The following is a 17,639-nucleotide window of genomic DNA, read 5'->3' as shown; positions in this document are numbered from 1 at the left end:
GGTTTTACCGACCGGATCCGAAGGTCTGCGCTCGGGCGCTGAAAACGCGAAATTCCAATCATCGTCGTCGCTTCCGTTTTTGCCTCGGCCAACATTCCGGCCTTCGCTTTTGCCGTTCCCCCCTTAGAACAAGGGGGGCAGGGGGGGATTGCTCGCGCCGTTGCTTCCGCCTTCGCCTGCGCACGCTCCATCGCCGTCACGCCGCGCTCTTCAAGGCTTCCGCCAGCGACTCCAGGCTCGCCGCCTTCGGCTTGACCAGCCAGAACTTGCCGAGGAAGTCGCGCATCTCGTCGAGGATCTTGCGCGCCCACACGCTGCCGGTCAGGGCCGCGTGGGTTTCGAGCAGGTCGTGCAGATGCGAGCGATGATGCTCGAAGCCGTCGGCGGAAATGCGCAGGATGTCGATCAGCTCGTGGTTGTAGCGATCGACGAAATCGCGTTCGACGTCGAGCACGTAGGCCATGCCGCCGGTGAAGCCGGCGCCGAAGTTCAGGCCGGTGCGGCCGAGCACCGCGACCACGCCGCCGGTCATGTACTCGCAGCAGTGATCGCCGGCGCCCTCGACCACCGCGGTGGCGCCGGAATTGCGCACCGCGAAGCGCTCGCCGGCGCGGCCGGCGGCGTAGAGTTCGCCGCCGGTGGCGCCGTACAGGCAGGTGTTGCCGAGGATCGGCGTCTCGTGCGCGGCGTAGCGCGCGCCGGTCGGCGGGCGCAACACGATGCGGCCGCCGGCCATGCCCTTGCCGACGTAGTCGTTGGCTTCGCCGGACAGCTCGAAGTGCAGGCCGCCGGCCTGGAACGCGCCGAAGCTCTGCCCGGCGGTGCCGTGGAAGCGCAGGGTCAGCGGCGCGTCGTTCATGCCGCGGTCGCCGTGCAGGCGGGCGATGCGGCCGGACAGGCGCGCGCCGATGCTGCGGTCGGTGTTGCGGATCTTGTAGCTGTATTCGCCGCCGGCCTTGGCCGCGATGGCGTCGGCCAGCTCGCTTTCCAGTTGCGCCGACAGGCCGTCGGGCGCCTGCGGCGGCGCCGGCATGCCGCAATGGCCGCCGTGGGCGAGGCCGTCGCCGGCCAACAGCGGGGCCAGATCCAGGCGTTGCTGGCGGCGGCTGTCGCCGTCGCGCTGGCGCAGCAGATCGGTGCGGCCGACGATCTCGCCCAGGCTGCGCACGCCCAGCGCGGCCAGCCAATGGCGCACTTCTTCGGCGAGCAGGCGGAAGAAGTTCTCGACCCGTTCCGGCAGGCCGGTGAAGTGGTCGCGGCGCAGGCCGGCGTCCTGGGTCGCCACGCCGGTGGCGCAGTTGTTGAGGTGGCAGATGCGCAGGTACTTGCAGCCCAGCGCGATCATCGGCGCGGTGCCGAAGCCGAAGCTCTCGGCGCCGAGCAGGGCCGCCTTGACCACGTCCAGACCGCTCTTGAGGCCGCCGTCGGTCTGCAGGATCACCCGCTCGCGCAGGTCGTTGGCGACCAGCGCCTGGCGCGCTTCGGCCAGGCCCAGTTCCCACGGCGTGCCGGCGTAGCGGATCGACGACAGCGGGCTGGCGCCGGTGCCGCCGTCGTGGCCGGACACGGTGATCAGGTCGGCGCCGGCCTTGGCCACGCCGGTGGCGATGGTGCCGACGCCGGCGTGCGAGACCAGCTTGACCGAGATCAGCGCCTGCGGATTGACCTGGCGCAGGTCGTGGATCAGCTGGGCGAGGTCCTCGATCGAATAGATGTCGTGGTGCGGCGGCGGCGAGATCAGGCCGATCCCGGGCATGGCGTAGCGCAGCCGCGCGATCAGCTCGTTGACCTTGTGCCCGGGCAACTGACCGCCTTCGCCGGGCTTGGCGCCCTGGGCGACCTTGATCTGCAGCACTTCGGCGTTGACCAGGTACTCCGGGGTCACGCCGAAGCGGCCGGAGGCGATCTGCTTGATCTTCGACACCTTGTCGGTGCCGTAGCGGACCGGGTCTTCGCCGCCTTCGCCGGAATTGGAACGGCCGCCCAGGCGGTTCATCGCGATCGCCAGCGCCTCGTGCGCTTCCGGCGACAGCGCGCCCAGGCTCATCGCCGCCGAGTCGAAGCGGCGCACGATGGCTTCGACCGGTTCGACTTCGTCCAGCGAGATCGCGCGCGCCGGATCGGCGTCGAGCTCGAGCAGATCGCGCAGGGCCGCGGTCGGGCGCTCGTTCACCGCTTCGGCGTAACGCTGCCAGTCGCTCCATTCGCCGCTGCCGACCGCGCGCTGCAGGCGGGTGACCACGTCGGGATTGAACAGGTGGTACTCGCCGCCCGGGGTGTACTTGAGCAGGCCGCCGATCTCCGGCAGGCGGTTGGCGTCCCAGGCGATCTGCGCCAGCAGCTCGTTGTCCTGCTGCAACTGCTCGAAGCCGGCGCCGCGGATGCGCGAAGGCGTGCCGGCGAAGCACAGCTCGACCACTTCCGGGTCCAGGCCGATGATCTCGAACAGCTGCGCGCCGCGGTAGCTGCCGATGGTGGCGATGCCCATCTTGGAGATGATCTTGAGCAGCCCCTTCTTGATTGCGCGCCGATAGCTGCGGCCGATCTGCGCGACCTCGCCGTGCTTGGTGCGCAGGATGCCGCGCGCGCCCAGGTCGTGCAGGGTCTGGTAGGCCAGGTACGGATACACCGCAGTCGCGCCGAAGCCGATCAGGCAGGCGAAATGGTGCGGGTCGCGCGCGGTGCCGGTCTCGATGATGAGGTTGGCGTCGCAGCGCAGGCCGACCCGGACCAGGTGCTGGTGGATCGCGCCGGTGGCGAGCAGGGCGTGCATCATCAGCGCGTCGCGGCGCGGACGCCGGTCGGTGACGATCAGCAGCACGTTGCCGTCGCGGGTGGCTTGCTCGGCTTCGGCGCAGATGCGCTCGATCGCCGCCTTGAGGCCTTCCTCGGCGGTGTAGTTGAGGTCGATGTAGCGGTGCGACTGGTCGTACGGCGCCATCGACAGCAGCTGGCGCAGCTTGCGCTGGGCCAGCACCGGCGAGTTCAGGTGGATGTGGCCGACATTGCCCGGCACGTCGACGAAGATGTTGCCCTCGCGCCCGATCTGGGTCGCCAGCGACATCACGCAGTCCTCGCGCAGCGGGTCCATCGGCGGGTTGGTGACCTGGGCGAAGGCCTGGCGGAAGTAGTCGTACAGCGGCCGCACCTGTTGCGACAGCACCGCCATCGGCACGTCGTCGCCCATCGAGCCGGTGGCTTCCTGCTCGATCTCGGCCAACGGCCGCAGCACTTGCTCGCGCTCTTCGCGGGTCAGCTGGAACAGCTTCTGGAAGCCCGACAGGGTCTCGTGGTCGAAGGGCTCGGCGGCCAGGTTGGGGTCGATCAGTTCGCTGTGTAGGTAGGTCACGCCCTGCTTGAGCCAGCGCTTGTAGGGCGCGCGGGCGCGGTTGATGCGGTCGATCGCCTCGGAGTCGAGCAGCTCGCCCTGGTACAGGTCGGCGGCGATCATCTCGCCCGGGCCGAGCTTGCCCTTGGCCTCGATCTCCTCGGCCGGCAGTTCCCACACCCCGGCTTCGGAGGCGATCAGGAAGTGGCGGTCGCGCGAGCGCAGCCAGCGCGCCGGGCGCAGGCCGTTGCGGTCCAAAGTGCAGGCGGCGTAGCGGCCGTCGCAGGTGACGATGCCGGCCGGGCCGTCCCAGGGTTCGGAGTTGAGCGCGTAGTACTCGTAGAACGCGGCCAGGTCGGCGTCCTTGTACTCCAGCGACTGGGTCGCCGGCGGAATCAGGATGCGCATCGCCTTGAGCAGGTCCATGCCGCCGGCCTGCAGCACCTCGAGCATGTTGTCCAGGCTCTGCGAATCGGAGCCGTCGAGGCTGACGATCGGATCGAACTCGCGCAGGTCCAGGGTCGGCGTGCGCCAGGCGTGGGCGCGCGCCTGCGCCCAGGCGCGGTTGCCGGCGACGGTGTTGATCTCGCCGTTGTGGGCCAACAGGCGGAACGGCTGCGCCAGCGGCCAGCGCGGGGTGGTGTTGGTGGAGAAGCGCTGGTGGAACACCACCGCGCTGGCGGCCAGCTCCGGCCGCTGCAGATCGGGGTACAGCTGCATCAGCCGGTCCGGCAGGACCATGCCCTTGTAGCCGATGCTGGCCGCGGACAGGCTGACCACGTAGAAATCGCGGAAGCCGTCGGCGTCGGCGCGGCGCAGGCGTTGTTCGGCGCGGCGCCGGGCCAGGAACAGCGAGCGCTGGAATGCGGCCGGGTCGAACGGCGAGGCGGCGTCGACGAAGATCTGCTCGATCCGCGGCACGGTGCTGCGCGCCAGGGTGCCGCAGGCCGCCAGGTCGACCGGCACGATGCGCCAGCCGGTCACCCGCATGCCTTCGGCGCGCACGGTCTCGTTGAGGGTGTCGCGGGCCTGCGCGGCGAGCGCCGGGTCGTGCGGCAGGAACACCAGGCCGGCGGCGAAATGCGCGCCCGGGCGGATGTTGGCCTCGCGCGCGATCAGGCGCAGGAAGGCGTCGGGGTGACGGATCAACAAACCGCAACCGTCGCCGCTGAGCCCGTCGGCGGCGACCGCGCCGCGATGGGTCATGCGCGACAGCGCTTCCAGAGCGCGATCGACCAAAGCGCGGCTGGGACGATCGTCGAGTTGCGCGATCAGCCCGAATCCACAGCTGTCCCGCTCGTCGCGGGGGTCGTACAGACGTTGTTGCTTGGCTTGCATCGCATCTCCGGACCGTGGGTGCTCCGTGATCGCTAGCTCGCTACCGCTGCGCGTTGTGGTGTCGCCGTGTCCCTTAGTGGTGCATCCCTAAGTGCTGTCCCCAACGCGAGCGCGCTCGCGCGATGTCGTCGCTGTTTTCGCCGTAGGTGTTGCCGTCACGCAGGGCGCATCGGCCAATGGCGCGGGAATGCCTCCCGCACCGCGGCGTCCGAACCGAGCGTGTTTCGACTAAACCACAATTTGTGCGATGCGGCAATTCGCTTGCGGCGACTGCGCGGCGTGTAAGCGCGAGGGGGGACGTCTGTTAGCGCGTGCGCTCACAAGCGCGTTCGTAAGGCTATGAAGTATCGGGAAAAATTCCAGATTCCGGAGACAATTGGTAACGTAAGAAACCATCATGAAATGACCATAGTCAGCGGCGCCGGCGCAGCTGCGCGCTAGACTGCGCCGCAAGGACGTCCCCGCCGCCTCTTTCGTCTCCCAATGACCATTGCTTCCGCTCCCGTCCCGGGCGCGCGGCGCGCTGCGCTGCTCTTCATCTTCATCACCGTGCTGATCGACGTGCTGTCGTTCGGCCTGATCATTCCGGTGCTGCCGCATCTGATCGAGAACTTCGTCGGCGGCGACACCGCCAAGGCGGCGTATTGGGTCGGCGTGTTCGGCACCGTGTTCGCGGCGATCCAGTTCGTGTTCTCGCCGATCCAGGGCGCCTTGTCCGACCGCTACGGCCGCCGGCCGGTGATCCTGCTGTCGTGCCTGGGCCTGGGCCTGGACTTCATCCTGATGGCGGTGGTCAACACCCTGCCGCTGCTGCTGGTCGGGCGGATCATCGCCGGCATCACCGCGGCCAGCTTCACCACCGCCAATGCCTACATCGCCGATATCACACCGCCGGAACAGCGCGCCAAGAGCTTCGGCATGATCGGCGCGGCGTTCGGGGTCGGCTTCGTGATCGGGCCGGTGATCGGCGCCTACCTGGGCGAGATCGACCTGCGCCTGCCGTTCTGGTTCTCGGCCGGGCTGGCCCTGCTGAACTTCCTCTACGGCCTGTTCGTGCTGCCCGAGTCGCTGCCGCCGGAGAAGCGCACGCCGCGCTTCGACTGGAGCCATGCCAATCCGTTCGGCGCGCTGGTGCTGCTCAGGCGCTACCCGCAGGTGTTCGGCCTGGCCGCGGTGGTGTTCATCGCCAACATGGCGCACTACGTCTACCCGAGCATCTTCGTGCTGTTCGCCGACTACCAGTACCACTGGGGCCTGCGCGAAGTCGGCTGGGTGCTGCTGGTGGTCGGCGTGTTCAACATCATCGTCAACGTCGGCCTGGTCGGCCGGGTGGTGGCGCGCCTGGGCGAGCGCCGCGCCCTGCTGCTGGGCCTGAGCTGCGGGGTGACCGGCTTCATCATCTACGGCCTGGCCGGCACCGGCTGGCTGTTCCTGCTCGGCCTGCCGATCAGCGCGCTGTGGGCGATGGCGGCGCCGGCGACCCAGGCCCTGATCACGCGCCAGGTCGGCGCCGATGCGCAGGGCCGCATCCAGGGCGCGCTGATGAGCCTGGTGTCGCTGGCCGGCGTGCTCGGCCCGGCCTTGTTCGCCGGCAGCTTCGGTTACTTCATCGGCAAGCACACGCCGCTGCACCTGCCCGGCGCGCCGTGGTTCATCGCCGCCGCGCTGCTCGCGGTCGGCGTGGCGATCGCCTGGCGTTTCGCCCGCGCACCGGCGCCGGCCGCACCGGCCGCCGACGCGACCGTCTAACCGATGGCACAGGCGGCGGGCGAGCGCGGGCAGCGACACTGCCCGCTCGTCCATCGGAGTCCGTCCATGCGTCTGCCCGCGCTTACCGCCTTCGTGCTCGCCGCCGCCTCGAGCGGCTGCGGCAGCGTCGAATACCGCGATACCAACGCCGCCGTCGATGCCCGCCCGGAGTGCGCCAGCGGACCGCTGCGCCCGGGCGAAACGCCGCCCTCGTGGTGCGAGCGCAAGCTCGAGGCCCAGTGGGGCTCGGACCGCAAGAGCGAACCGGTCGACTTCAAGAAGCGCGACGAGCGGCCTTGAGCCGGCGGCTCAAGGCGCCATCTGCGCCAGCTCGGCTTCCGGCAGCGGCAGCAACGTCCAGAATGCGATGCGCTGCTTGGCCCAGTCCTGCGCGGCGTCGTTGAGGATCTCGATCAGCGTCGCCGCATCGTCGCCGAACTGCGCCTGCCACGGGCCGGCGTTCTCGATCAGCAGCAGATAGCCGGGCGCCGGCCACCAGGACAGGTCGTTGACGCAGTCGTTGAGCGCGTCCCAGTTGTGGCCGAACCAGTCGGGGAAGCGCAGACCGCGGCCGATGCGGTCGAGGGCGTCGCGCTTGTCCTGACAGCCGGCGAAGTCCACCCGCGCCAGCGCGAACTCCAGTTCGGTCGCGGCGTCGGCCAGCGCGCGCGCATCGCGCGCGTCGATGAAATACGCCCCGGCCTGGGCCGGGTCGGCGAGCAGCTCGCGCGGATCGACCGGGCTCATCGTCCACCTCCGCTCGGTTCGAAGCGGGTGAAGCTGCGGTAGTGATCGTCGGTGTAGTAGTACTCGGCCGGCGGATCGCCGCCGGTGACGATGCGGCGCGCCCCGCGGTCGTTCTCGCCCGGCGTGTCCACGGTGTATTCGCGGTAGTAGCCGCGCGGCTGGCGCGGCAGGCGGCGTTCGCGGTTCTGGAACACGCTGCCGTCCTGGCGATGCTCGAACGGGCCGCCGGCGGCGATGCGGCGCAGGGTGTCGGCCGCTTCCGGCGGCAGCGCGATCGAAGCGATCGGCGGCGTTTCGTCGTGGACGTTGCGTTCGGAGGCGACGACCGGCGACGGCCGCGCACCCGGCGCCGACGCGGGCGTGGTTGGGGCGGGCGAGGTGGGCGCGCGTTCCCCGCGCTGGCTCCAAGCCCACAGGCCGATCAACAACACGGCGGCGATCAGCCACAAATGGCGGCGCATGACGGACTCCTGGCGAACCGCGGCAGTGTAGGCCAAACGGCGCGGCACGGGCGCGGCGGCGCGCCCGATCGGGGTCGTCGGCTATCGCCGCATCCGCGTTGTGGGCACGGCGACGGGATTGCAGCGTTCGCAACGCGGCCGACGTCGGCGATGGGGCAGGCCGACGCGTCGCGTTGCGACGGACCGGGCCGGCCGATCCATCGCCGCGGACGCCATCGCATCGTCGCGTTGGCGGCGCGGGTTCAGCCGCAGCTGACGCTGATCACCACGTTGTTCTCGTCGACGTACACGTTGACCCGGCCTTCGCGGTACTCCTTGGTCACGAATTGGCCCGGCTTGAGCACCCGCACCACATCGCCGCCGGCATCGACCCGGGCGCGTTCGACCGTGGCGGTGTCGGCGGTCTTGCCGGCCGCATGGGCCTGGGCGAGTTCGGCGTTGCAGTGCGGGCGCGGCGGCGGCGGCGCGGGTTCGCCCGCGGCGATCGCGGCGCTGTCGGCCGGCGAGGGCGCTGGTTCGGTGGAGCTGGGCATCTCGTCGGCGCGGGGCGTGCCGGCGCAGGCGCTCAGCGCCAACGACAGCGAACCGGCGAGGGCGGCTGCGGCGAGCAGGCGTTGCAGCGTGGGGCGATCGGCAAAACGGCGCGGGGTCCGGCTCGGCATGACGGGGTCCTGGGCGAAAGCGCGCGCGGCGCGGTCCGGCCGAGCCTGCCTCGTGGCGGCTGTGCCCAGGGTTAACGCCGATCGCGGATCGTGCGATCCGCGACCGGGGTCGCGTCCGCGATCAGCCGCAGCGCAACCCGGTGATGGCGCCGCGTTCGTTGACGTCGATGTTCAAACGGTCTTCGCGATAGTCCATGGTGGCCGCGGTGCCGGGTTCGAGCACCCGCACCGACCGGCTGCCGCTCTCGACCCGGGCGCGTTCGACCACGTCGGCCGAGGGCGAGCGGCCGATCGCCCAGCGTGCGGCTTCGGGCTTGCAGATGCCGGGGCCGCCGCCGACGTCGGTGGGCGGAATCGGCGTGGCGCAGGCGGCGAGCAACAGGGACATCGCGGCGGCCGGCAGCAGGACGCGCAAACGGGCGAAGGAGGACATGGCGGAGGCTCCTGATCGGGTGTCGCGAGCCTGCGGCCGGCGACGTGTGCGGCGCATGAAGGCCGCGGGTCGCGCAGTGTAGCCGGCGCCGATGGCGCGGGAACGCGCCGGACTGTGCGGTTTGCGGCCCTTGCAGGCGACAGGCCGCAGGGCCGGCATCGGGGTAGGAGCGACGCAAGTCGCGACCGCGCCCTTGCCCGCTGCAGCGAACCGGGCGGCAAGCCTCCGCCTGTCTTTTGGTAGGCGCGTCATCAGCCGCCATGCGTTGTGGCCGCTTGCGTCGCCGTTGCGGTGTCGCGGTCGCGACTTGCGTCGTTCCTACTCCGCGGCGGCCAGCTCGGCGTGGGCCTGGACCAGGCGCGGCAGCAACTGGGCCAGGGTCGCCACGTCCTGATGGTTGTGCGCGATCACCCGGCGCAGCAGCGCGGCGCTGCCGCCGCGCAGGTATTGCAGCCACGCCGCGGGCGCTTGCGCGCCCGGCAGGTCGTCTTCGCGCAGGATGCGCAGCAGTTCGCGCTCGATCGTCGCCAGCTTGCAGTTCTCCCACACCCCGCGGTACAGCCGCCGGGTCGGAAACAGCAGGTCGACATGGTCGAGCCCGCTCAGCGGATTGGGCAGGCGCGCAAGCCGATAGCGGGTGTTGAGCAGCGGTGCGTCGTAGCAGCGGCCGTTGTAGCTCGACAGCACCGTGTCCGGCGATAGCCAGCCGGCGAACTCGCGCAGCATCGCCGGCTCGGCGGCGAGGCTGGCGATGGTCAGTTGGCGAATGCGCAGGCCGTCGCCATGCAGCGGATCGCGATGCCAGTCGGCGGCCCCGATCATGAAGGCACGGGTGCCGGTGCCGCCGGCCAGGCCGGTGGTTTCGGTGTCGAAGAACAGCAGGCGTTGCGGTTCGACGGTTTCGTCGGCGCGCTTGGCGAAGCCCAGCGACAGCGCCGAGGCCGGCAGCGGCAGCGGCAAGTGCGCTTGTTGGAAGTACAGGCCGGGGGCGATTTCCTCGCCCGGCAAGGAACGGTCGAGCGAACGCCGCGGGAGGAGGTCGGGCGGGGCGCCGGCGGCGGAGGGCGCGACGTCGAACGCGGGCGGTCCAGCGTCCGCCACGGCCGGCAGCGGTTTGCGTTCGCGCAAGGCGATCAGCCGGCGCAGGGCATCGATGTCGGTGCGGGCGGCGCGGGCGGGAGCCGGCGCTTGGTCACCCACGGCGGCCGGTCCGGCCGCGGTTTGTCCGGGTGCGTTGCCGACCGCGAACGCCGATGGTGCGGCGACCACCGCGACGGCCGTATCCGTGCCGGGCTTGCGCTCGCGCAAGGCGATCAGGCGACGCAGTTGCTCGCTGTCGGTGGCGGGAGAGCGCCTTTGCGCATCGTCCAGAAAAGGAATGTCGGTGGCGGCGACAGAGACGGACGTTCGCTGTGGCGATGGATGCGGCCTGGGCGTGGATGTTCCGAGCGCAGAGCGAAGCCCCCCCAGCCTCCGTTCTTCGACGGCGGGAGCGCCGGCGTCGGCGCGGGGAATGCGCTGTGCGTCCGCGGCATGGCGACGGCCTGCGCTTGCGGCCGCGGATGATGCCGGCGTCGCGGCCTGCGCCATCGGTGCGGGCGGCGAGGCGGCCGCCGGCGCTGAACTCCCCTCGGTCTGCCCCGCCTGCCGTTGCAACAGGCGCAGTTTGGCCAGGTCCAAGCTCACGCCGCGCCGTCCTCGCCGAGCAGGATCTGCTCGCGCGAGCTTGAGACGAGCCGGTCTGGCTCGTGCGAGGCCTCGTCGAACTCGTCCGCGTCGAGCGATGCACCGTCGCCCGAGTCTTCGCCAAGCAGCGCCAACACCTTCAAGGCCAACGCCTTCGGCGTCGCCGCACCGCTGCGGTCCTCGTCGGCGGCCAGCACCGGGCCGACGCAGGCCGGGCAGCCGGCGCGGCAGTCGCAGCGGCCGACCAGTTCGCGCGCGCGCTGGACCAGCTCGGCCTGGCGCCGCCACAGCGGTTCGCTGAGGCCGACCCCGCCGGGGAAGTTGTCGTACAGATATACGGTGGGCACGAACTGCTGCACCTCCAGGGTCGCCAGCGACCCGGCCGCGACCTCGGACTCGACCCCGCGCAACTGGCCGCGGCCGCTCGCGTCCTGGGTCGCGAACCAGGCGCCGTCGCCGTTGCCGACCGATTTCTGCAGGTCGCGCGCGTCGGCCATCACCGCCACGGTGGCGACCACGTGCAGCGCGTGCGCGGCGCCGAGGAAACCGTCCAGCGCGTCCTGGCGCGAATCGAAGCGCGACAGCAGCACGCCCTGCGGCAGTTGCCACCACACCGCGGTGGTGTGCAGCTCCTGGTCGGGCAGGTTGACCGGGCCGTAGCCGATGTTCTCGTGCGTGTAGTAGCGGATCTTCTTGTAACCGGCCACGCGCCGGACCACGTGCACTTCGCCGTGGTGGCTGTCGCCGCGTCCGGCGCCGCCGCCGTCGAAGCGGTCCAGCACCTTGAGCTTGGTGTAGTCGATCGAGTCGGTGTAGTAGTCGACGTGGGTGCGGGCGACATAGGCCTTGCGCCCGTCCCAGTCCAGCCGCTCGACCTGGTAGGGCACCGACTGCACCATGTGGATCGCGCCTTCGTACAGGGTCAGCGCCGCGGCCGAGTAGTCGACCTCGGCGATGATCGCCTGACGGCCGTCGCTGCGGTCGACCACGACGAAGTTGCCGTCGGCGACCGAGCGCAGGCTGACCGCGTTGGCCGGGTAGCTGTCGGCGATCCATTCCCAGCGCTCGCCCTCGCGGTGGACCACGCCGGTTTCGGCCAGCGCTTCCAGGAACACCGCCGGATCGATCGGACCGAAGCCTTCGCCGTGCTGGAACGGCAGCTCGAACGCGGCGCAGCGGATGTGGTCGAACAGCACCAGCGGCTGGTCGGGGGCGATGCGCGCGTGTTCGGGCGGCGCGTCGGCGAAGAAGTCCGGATGCCGCACCATGTACTGGTCGAGCGGCTGCGAATTGGCCACCAGCACGCCCAGCGCCGGCTGCCGGCGGCGCCCGGCGCGGCCGAAGCGCTGCCAGGTCGCGGCGACCGAGCCCGGGTAGCCGTTGAGCACGACCACGTCGAGGCTGCCGATGTCCACGCCCAGTTCCAGCGCCGAGGTCGAGACGATGCCGTCGATGCGGCCATCGCGCATCGCCCGCTCGGCCTCGCGCCGCTCGCTCGGCAGGTAGCCGCCGCGATAGGCGCGGATCCGCGCCGGCTTGCGCGGATCGTGGTCGAACACGTCCTTGAGGTATTTGGTCAGCACCTCGACCATCAGCCGGGTCTGGGCGAACACCAGGGTCTTCAGCCCGGCCTTGATCGCGATGCGGGCGATGCGGTTGCTCTGCGAGCGCGCCGAGGCGCGCAGGCCCAGGTCGGGATTGATCACTGGCGGGTTCCACAGCAGCACGTGCTTGTCGCCGGTCGGGGCGCCGGATTCCAGGATCGCCCGCACCGGACGCTCGATCAGCGCCTCGGCGTGGGCCTGCGGATTGCCGATCGTCGCCGAGCACAGGATGAACTGCGGCCGCGCGCCGTAGAAGGCGCAGATCCGCTGCAGCCGGCGCAGCACGTTGGCGACGTGGCTGCCGAACACGCCGCGGTAGGTGTGGATCTCGTCGATCACCACGTAACGCAGGTTCTCGAAGAACTGCGCCCATTTGGTGTGATGCGGCAGGATCGCCTGGTGCAGCATGTCGGGGTTGGAGACCACGATGTCGCCGTGCAGGCGGATCGCCTGGCGCGCGTCGCCGGGGGTGTCGCCGTCGAAGGTGAAGGCTTTCACCCCGAGGTCGCCGGCGCGGTTGAGCTCCAGCAGCTCGGCGACCTGGTCCTGGGCCAGGGCCTTGGTCGGAAACAGGTACAGCGCTTTCGACGCCGGCGCGCCGCGGGCGCCGGCCATGGCCGCGGCCACCACCGGCAGGGTGTAGCACAGCGACTTGCCCGAGGCGGTCGGGGTCACCACCGCCACGTCCTCGCCGGCCTGGGTCGCGGCCCAGGCCTCGGCCTGATGGCTGTAGAGCCGCTCGATCCCGCGTGCGCGCAACGCCCGCCGCAGCGGTTCGGGCAGATCCTCCGGCAGCGGCGCGTAGCGGCCCTCGCGGCCGGGCAGGGTGAAGGCGCCGGTGATGCGGTCGCGGTAGCGGCGCTGCAGCCGCTCGGCCAGGGCGCCGCCGTGGCCGGCGTCGATCGCCTCCTCGCTGCGCGCCAGGGCCTGCGAGCGCTGCGCGGCGGGGACGAGGTCGCGCGGGGACGGATCGATCAGGGCGGACATGGGCGGCGGGCTACCGGCGACGAACGGGAGTCTCGTTGTACGCGACGCGGGTCTCAGCGTATGAGACGGCCGCATGCGGGGCGTTCCCGCCTCCGGCCACATGCGATTCAGGCCGCGGCGCCGCGCAGCGGGTATCCTTGCGCGCCGCAAAACGCTCCAGTCCCATGAAGATCGGCATCGATTTCGGCACCAGCTACTCCGCCGCCGCGGCGGTGATCGACGGCGCGGTGCGCACGGTCCAGTTCGGCGAGGAACGCCAGTTCCGCACCACCGTGTACTTTCCCGAGGCGGTGCCCGACCCGAGCCGGTTCGAGCTGACCGATGCGCTGGAGGCCGAGGTCGATGCCCTGGTGCGCAGCGCCCGCGCCCAGCAGACCCGCGCGTTCAACGAGGCCCAGGCCCGGCGCGAGCAGGCCGCGCGCCTGCCCGCCGAACAGCGCGAGGCCGCGTTGGCGCTGATCCCGGCGCCGGCGCAGCGCAATGAGGCCGACCTGCGCCGCGACGCGATCCGCGCCGTGCGCCGGCAATGGCTGGAACAACAGGTGCGCGAGGCGCGCGCTTCGGCCGCGACCCTGCAGAACGCGGTCTACGGCGAGGACGCGGTCGAGGCCTACCTGAGCGAAGGCTTCGGCAACCTGGTGCAGTCGCCCAAGTCCATGCTCGGCTACCAGTTGGCGCCGAACGTGCGCCAGACCATCGTCGGCATCGCCGGCTACATCCTCGAACACATCCGCCTCAGCGCCAGCCAGCAGCTCGGCGCCAACGTGCGCGCGGCGGTGCTGGGGCGGCCGGTGCAGTTCCGCAGCTCGATGGGCGCGGCCGGCGGCGACCAGGCCCTGGCGATCCTGACCGAGGCCGCGCAGGGCGCCGGCTTCGACGAGGTCGAGTTCCTCGAAGAGCCGGTGGCGGCGGCGCTGGGCTACCACGCGCAGAGCGCGCACCGCCACCGCACCCTGGTGGTCGACATCGGCGGCGGCACCACCGACGTGACCCTGGCCGAAGTCGGCGGCGACCAGGCCCCGGTCGTGCTCGGTTCCTGGGGCATCGCCCGCGGCGGCGTCGATGTCGACCTGTCGCTGAGCCTGTCGCGCTTCATGCCGCTGTTCGGCAAGGGCGCCACCCGGGTGCCGGCGCACCACTTCGTCGAGGCCGCGACCGTGCACGACGTGGTGCGCCAGCGCGACTTCCAGCGCCGCGACAGCTATCGCGAGGTCGAGGCCCCGTTCGGTCCGCGCCTGATCGCCTTGCAGCAGACCGGCAACACCACCCGCCTCAGCCGCGCGGTCGAAGCGACCAAGATCCGGCTCAGCAGCCAGGCCGACAGCCGCGTCGAACTCGACTACATCGAAACCGGCCTCGGCCTGGCATCGAGCGCGGCCGACCTGGGCCAGGCCGCCGAGCCCTTCCTCGGCTTCGTCGGCGAACTGCTGGCCGAAGTCGCGGCGGACATCGGCGAGCCGCCCGCGACCGTGTTCCTGACCGGCGGCATGTCGCGCGCGCCCTACGTGCGCGAAGCCGTGCGCCGCTGCTTCCCGGACGCCAAGCAGGTCGCCGGCGATCCTTCGCTGGGCGTGGTGTCGGGGCTGGCGTTCGCGGCGTTGCGCAAGGGGTGAGCCAAGGTCGTCGCGGAGCCAGCCGATTACGCGACAGGCGCTTCTCCCTTGGCGCGCACGCGCGACGGCAGCGACAGCAATCGCGATGCCCGCAGGCAAGACTTCTGGATCTCGTCGGTGAGCCGGGGGAGGATCGGGTGATCCAGGCCGTCTTCCCGCATTCGCCTGGCCTCCGTCAGCGCCAGGTCCGGCAGCTGGGATGCCATCCCCTTGAGGACATCGACGACGAAACCCGGTTCGAGGGACAGCTCCGAACTCAGCGAAATCCAATCGTTGATGTTGACGTCCCACCAGCGATAGTGATTTCCGATCTTCATCGCCAAGTTGATCTTTCTCTGCAGGCGTTTCTTGTACGGAAGCACGCTGGAGATGTCGTATAGCGGCGCCAGACGAATGGCGCCGCGTTCTCCGAGGAGCAGCGAGTAGTTCTTCGCATGCGCGTCGGTTCCGGCGATCATCCAATTGAAGCCCAATGCGAGGAACAGCTGTTCGACGTCTTCTCTGGCATCGCTCGAATGCAATCTGAGCAAGGCGGCCATGCTCTTTGGCGAAGGGCCGCCTTGGTTCTGGTACTTGCGTTGAGGAGGCGTTGCCAGCGCTTGGCAGAAATCTTCCTGATGGATTCGCTGCCAAGCGCCGTCTTCGCGCCGATCACGGTCGTAGCGCTCCACGCATATCGCTTTCTCGTTCCCGAATCGAACGACCTGCGTTCGCGCGGAGTTCATTCCCAGTTCGGCCGCAAGACGCAGGCAGAAATGCTCGTTTTCGGCGAATCCGTCGAAATCCCCGCTGGGCGGCTTGAGGATATGGGTAGTGGGAATCCGGCCGCTCGGAACATACCACCGAGCATCTTCTTCGAGCAGGGCGATCTTCGGCTGCGCGCCGGCCAGGCTGAACTGGCCGACATCGTCGGGTCGGCGTGACGCGCCGCTGTCCTGGCGAAGGCGGCGCAACCGATCGGCGATGTCCGCCTCGTCCAGCGGCTCTTGGCCGTCCATTTTTCCTTCGAGCAAGTCCTGCAGACGCTCGGGCTTGATGAACTGCAAAGCGCCGGCACAGTCTTCGCCCACGTGCGCAAGCAGGGCTACGGGGTTGCTGGCCGACACTTGGTAGGCCTGAGCCCAGCGTTGCAAGGTGTGTGCGTTGTCCGGGAGCAAGCCCCAAAGCACCGCCGAAATCCTTTCTTGGTCGAAGCTTTCGAAGGAGAACGGCAAGCAAAGAGAAAGAGGGATCGCTTCGGGCGAGTCGCGCCAAGCGCTTTCATAGCGGAAATGGAGGCCGCCGGCCCGATCGGTCCATACGGTTCCGATATGTTGCCCGTTGAGCAGTGTCCAAAGCTCCATCAGCGCTTCTTTCCTTTTTTCACGCTGCTATCGGAGGCGGCGGATTTTTCCGAGGCCGGTTTCTTCTTCGCCTTGGTTTTGGCGTCCTTCGGCTTCCGCGGCTGGGGCGCGCGGGGGGAGGTCGCAGCGTCGGCCTTGCCTTTGCGCGTACCGGTTGCGGCCAACAATTGTGCGGCCGATTGCGGCTGCGGGCGTTCGACGAATTGAGTGGCCGCTCGCAGCGCGCTGGAGCCGCGCAGGATCTCTGCGGCGGACTTGGGTAGCGGTGGCCGGGCGAGTTGGGCGACGGCCCGCAACGTGGTGGAGCTTCTCAGGATTTCGGCGGCGGACTTGGGTAGCGGTGGCTGGGCGAGTTGGGCGGCGGCCCGCAACGTGGTGGAGCTTCTCAGAATTTCCGCGGCGGATTTGGATTGTCTCGGCGGAGCGAGTTGGGCCGCTTGTCGCAAAACACTGGAACTACGCAGAATGGCCGCTGCCGCGGAGTTCGGCTGCGAACGACTCAGTTCGGCCAGCCGCGCGGCAGCGCTGGTGCTGGATTCTTCCGTCGTGGCGGATCTTGGAGCAGAGGCGATATCCGAGCGAGACTTGCTTCGCCGGGTTCGATCGGGTCGTGCGCGGGACGCATCGACCGCATTCTGCGTAGCTGGCCCTTCGAGGACTGCGCTCGTCAAAGACAAGCCTAATGCGTTCAAACTGCGCAGTATCAGTTCCAGTTCGGCGCGAGGTTTGCCCTTTTCCACATCAATCACCCATTGACGACTGACTCCTGCCTGGCGCGCGAGCGTCGCCTGATCCCAGCCGAGTTGTTTGCGGCGGCTGCGGATCACGGCGGCCAGATCTTGCGGGGTCTTGATGATGGGCATGGCGGCGGAAGTCAGCGATCGTTGACTAACTTATTATGTCGCCGTTCGTGTACATCAGGTGAATGTCGACGATCGATTACATTTGGCTAATGTCGTCGATCGGTTACATAGTCGGGCTGCGCTGGCAAAGGCATGCCATCCGCCGATAGGCCGGCGCGCTGATCCTTAGGAAATACCGATGCCAGGACGACCCCATTCCCCCGCCTGCGAGCGCAACCGCGAGCCCATCCTGGCCGTGCTGCGCGAATGCTTCGCCGATCGCCGCGAGGTGCTGGAGATCGGCAGCGGCACCGGCCAGCACGCGGTGCACTTCGCCGCGGCGATGCCGTGGCTGCGCTGGCAGTGTTCGGATCGCGCCGAGCACCTGCCCGGCATCCGGCTGTGGCTGGACGAGGCGGGGCTGGCGAACACGCCGGCACCGATCGCGCTGGAGGCGGTGGCCGGGTCGGCGACCGGGCTGGTGCCGTTGCCGGCGCCGCCGCCCGCAGCGGACAGACGCGGGCCGGGTTTTGATGCGGCGTTCAGCGCCAACACCCTGCACATCATGAGTTGGCCGCAGGTCGAGGCGCTCTTCGCCGGCTTGGCGGCGGTGCTGGCCGCGCAGGCCACGGTCGCGGTCTATGGGCCGTTCAATTACCAAGGGCGTTACACCAGCGACAGCAACCGCGAATTCGATGCCTGGCTGAAGGCGCGCGATCCGGCGTCGGGCCTGCGCGATGCCGAGGCGGTCGACGCCTTGGCCGCCGGCCACGGCCTGGCCCTGGCCGCCGACCTGGCCATGCCGGCCAACAACCGCTGCCGGGTCTGGCGGCGCGGCGCTTGAGT

13 protein-coding genes are annotated in these 17,639 nt (G+C 69.9%); 4 read left to right on the top strand and 9 right to left on the bottom strand.

Translation table 11 applies throughout. The features are described from left to right. Positions 1–196 precede the first annotated feature (196 nt). Positions 197–4,666: a glutamate synthase large subunit gene (gene gltB / locus V2J18_RS21780; protein WP_064748529.1), complete on the bottom strand. Its 4,470-nt coding sequence runs from the start codon at positions 4,664–4,666 to the stop codon at positions 197–199. 483 nt (positions 4,667–5,149) lie between these two features. Here gltB and V2J18_RS21775 point away from each other — a divergent pair, with 483 nt between their 5' ends. Together V2J18_RS21775 and V2J18_RS21770 are read left to right on the top strand one after the other, a co-directional pair. Continuing rightward, on the top strand, positions 5,150–6,415 hold the full coding sequence (locus V2J18_RS21775) for a TCR/Tet family MFS transporter (protein ID WP_336132882.1): 1,266 nt from the start codon (positions 5,150–5,152) through the stop codon (positions 6,413–6,415). A gap of 66 nt (positions 6,416–6,481) precedes the next feature. Further along, positions 6,482–6,715: a hypothetical protein gene (locus V2J18_RS21770; protein WP_064748531.1), complete on the top strand. Its 234-nt coding sequence runs from the start codon at positions 6,482–6,484 to the stop codon at positions 6,713–6,715. A 9-nt stretch (positions 6,716–6,724) separates the two neighbouring features. Here the strand turns inward: V2J18_RS21770 and V2J18_RS21765 are convergent, their stop codons facing one another. From V2J18_RS21765 to V2J18_RS21740, 6 genes are all read right to left on the bottom strand, one after another. After that, the gene (locus tag V2J18_RS21765; protein WP_336132881.1) at positions 6,725–7,162 is read right to left on the bottom strand and encodes a barstar family protein; all 438 of its coding nucleotides are present in this window, start codon (positions 7,160–7,162) and stop codon (positions 6,725–6,727) included. Then, positions 7,159–7,623 (bottom strand): guanyl-specific ribonuclease, encoded by a 465-nt coding sequence (locus V2J18_RS21760; RefSeq protein ID WP_336132879.1) that lies wholly within the window; start codon positions 7,621–7,623, stop codon positions 7,159–7,161. The genes V2J18_RS21765 and V2J18_RS21760 overlap by 4 nt, the downstream gene beginning before the upstream one ends. A gap of 242 nt (positions 7,624–7,865) precedes the next feature. Next, positions 7,866–8,285 carry an I78 family peptidase inhibitor gene (locus tag V2J18_RS21755; RefSeq protein WP_336132878.1) on the bottom strand — a complete coding sequence of 140 codons (420 nt, stop codon included), beginning with the start codon at positions 8,283–8,285 and terminating at the stop codon, positions 7,866–7,868. A 121-nt stretch (positions 8,286–8,406) separates the two neighbouring features. Next, complete coding sequence (locus V2J18_RS21750; RefSeq protein WP_064748534.1) at positions 8,407–8,718, bottom strand: I78 family peptidase inhibitor; 312 nt, start codon at positions 8,716–8,718, stop codon at positions 8,407–8,409. Positions 8,719–9,036: 318 nt separating this feature from the next. Further along, on the bottom strand, positions 9,037–10,404 hold the full coding sequence (locus V2J18_RS23195; RefSeq protein ID WP_425606088.1) for a ribonuclease H-like domain-containing protein: 1,368 nt from the start codon (positions 10,402–10,404) through the stop codon (positions 9,037–9,039). Next, the gene (locus tag V2J18_RS21740) at positions 10,401–12,995 is read right to left on the bottom strand and encodes a DEAD/DEAH box helicase (RefSeq protein ID WP_336132876.1); all 2,595 of its coding nucleotides are present in this window, start codon (positions 12,993–12,995) and stop codon (positions 10,401–10,403) included. The genes V2J18_RS23195 and V2J18_RS21740 overlap by 4 nt, the downstream gene beginning before the upstream one ends. A 164-nt stretch (positions 12,996–13,159) precedes the next feature. Here V2J18_RS21740 and V2J18_RS21735 point away from each other — a divergent pair, with 164 nt between their 5' ends. Next, positions 13,160–14,608 (top strand): Hsp70 family protein, encoded by a 1,449-nt coding sequence (locus V2J18_RS21735; protein WP_336132875.1) that lies wholly within the window; start codon positions 13,160–13,162, stop codon positions 14,606–14,608. A 26-nt stretch (positions 14,609–14,634) separates the two neighbouring features. On the opposite strand, the gene V2J18_RS21730 is transcribed toward V2J18_RS21735, so the two are convergent. Both V2J18_RS21730 and V2J18_RS21725 read right to left on the bottom strand, forming a co-directional pair. Further along, positions 14,635–15,951 (bottom strand): type II toxin-antitoxin system HipA family toxin, encoded by a 1,317-nt coding sequence (locus V2J18_RS21730; protein ID WP_336132874.1) that lies wholly within the window; start codon positions 15,949–15,951, stop codon positions 14,635–14,637. Further along, positions 15,951–16,814 (bottom strand): helix-turn-helix transcriptional regulator, encoded by an 864-nt coding sequence (locus V2J18_RS21725; protein WP_336132872.1) that lies wholly within the window; start codon positions 16,812–16,814, stop codon positions 15,951–15,953. Before V2J18_RS21725 ends, V2J18_RS21730 begins: the two co-directional genes overlap by 1 nt. A gap of 178 nt (positions 16,815–16,992) precedes the next feature. Between V2J18_RS21725 and V2J18_RS21720 the strand changes: the two genes are divergently transcribed. Then, the gene (locus tag V2J18_RS21720) at positions 16,993–17,637 is read left to right on the top strand and encodes a DUF938 domain-containing protein (RefSeq protein WP_336132871.1); all 645 of its coding nucleotides are present in this window, start codon (positions 16,993–16,995) and stop codon (positions 17,635–17,637) included. Positions 17,638–17,639 lie beyond the last annotated feature (2 nt).

It is taken from the genome of Lysobacter firmicutimachus (genome assembly GCF_037027445.1).
In the GTDB taxonomy this organism is placed as follows: domain Bacteria; phylum Pseudomonadota; class Gammaproteobacteria; order Xanthomonadales; family Xanthomonadaceae; genus Lysobacter; species Lysobacter firmicutimachus.
Note: the sequence above shows the minus strand (reverse complement) of the source record. Positions and strands in the feature narration are given on the sequence as shown.

Excerpts from the sequence above, each read along its gene's own strand:
- V2J18_RS21775 (WP_336132882.1), top strand. The coding sequence starts at position 5,150 with ATGACCATTGCTTCCGCTCCCGTCCCGGGCGCGCGGCGCGCTGCGCTG.
- V2J18_RS21725 (WP_336132872.1), bottom strand. The coding sequence starts at position 16,814 with ATGCCCATCATCAAGACCCCGCAAGATCTGGCCGCCGTGATCCGCAGC.
- V2J18_RS21720 (WP_336132871.1), top strand. The coding sequence starts at position 16,993 with ATGCCAGGACGACCCCATTCCCCCGCCTGCGAGCGCAACCGCGAGCCC.
- V2J18_RS21730 (WP_336132874.1), bottom strand. The coding sequence starts at position 15,951 with ATGGAGCTTTGGACACTGCTCAACGGGCAACATATCGGAACCGTATGG.
- V2J18_RS21735 (WP_336132875.1), top strand. The coding sequence starts at position 13,160 with ATGAAGATCGGCATCGATTTCGGCACCAGCTACTCCGCCGCCGCGGCG.
- gltB (WP_064748529.1), bottom strand. The coding sequence starts at position 4,666 with ATGCAAGCCAAGCAACAACGTCTGTACGACCCCCGCGACGAGCGGGAC.
- V2J18_RS21760 (WP_336132879.1), bottom strand. The coding sequence starts at position 7,623 with ATGCGCCGCCATTTGTGGCTGATCGCCGCCGTGTTGTTGATCGGCCTG.
- V2J18_RS21740 (WP_336132876.1), bottom strand. The coding sequence starts at position 12,995 with ATGTCCGCCCTGATCGATCCGTCCCCGCGCGACCTCGTCCCCGCCGCG.
- V2J18_RS21755 (WP_336132878.1), bottom strand. The coding sequence starts at position 8,285 with ATGCCGAGCCGGACCCCGCGCCGTTTTGCCGATCGCCCCACGCTGCAA.
- V2J18_RS21770 (WP_064748531.1), top strand. The coding sequence starts at position 6,482 with ATGCGTCTGCCCGCGCTTACCGCCTTCGTGCTCGCCGCCGCCTCGAGC.
- V2J18_RS21750 (WP_064748534.1), bottom strand. The coding sequence starts at position 8,718 with ATGTCCTCCTTCGCCCGTTTGCGCGTCCTGCTGCCGGCCGCCGCGATG.
- V2J18_RS21765 (WP_336132881.1), bottom strand. The coding sequence starts at position 7,162 with ATGAGCCCGGTCGATCCGCGCGAGCTGCTCGCCGACCCGGCCCAGGCC.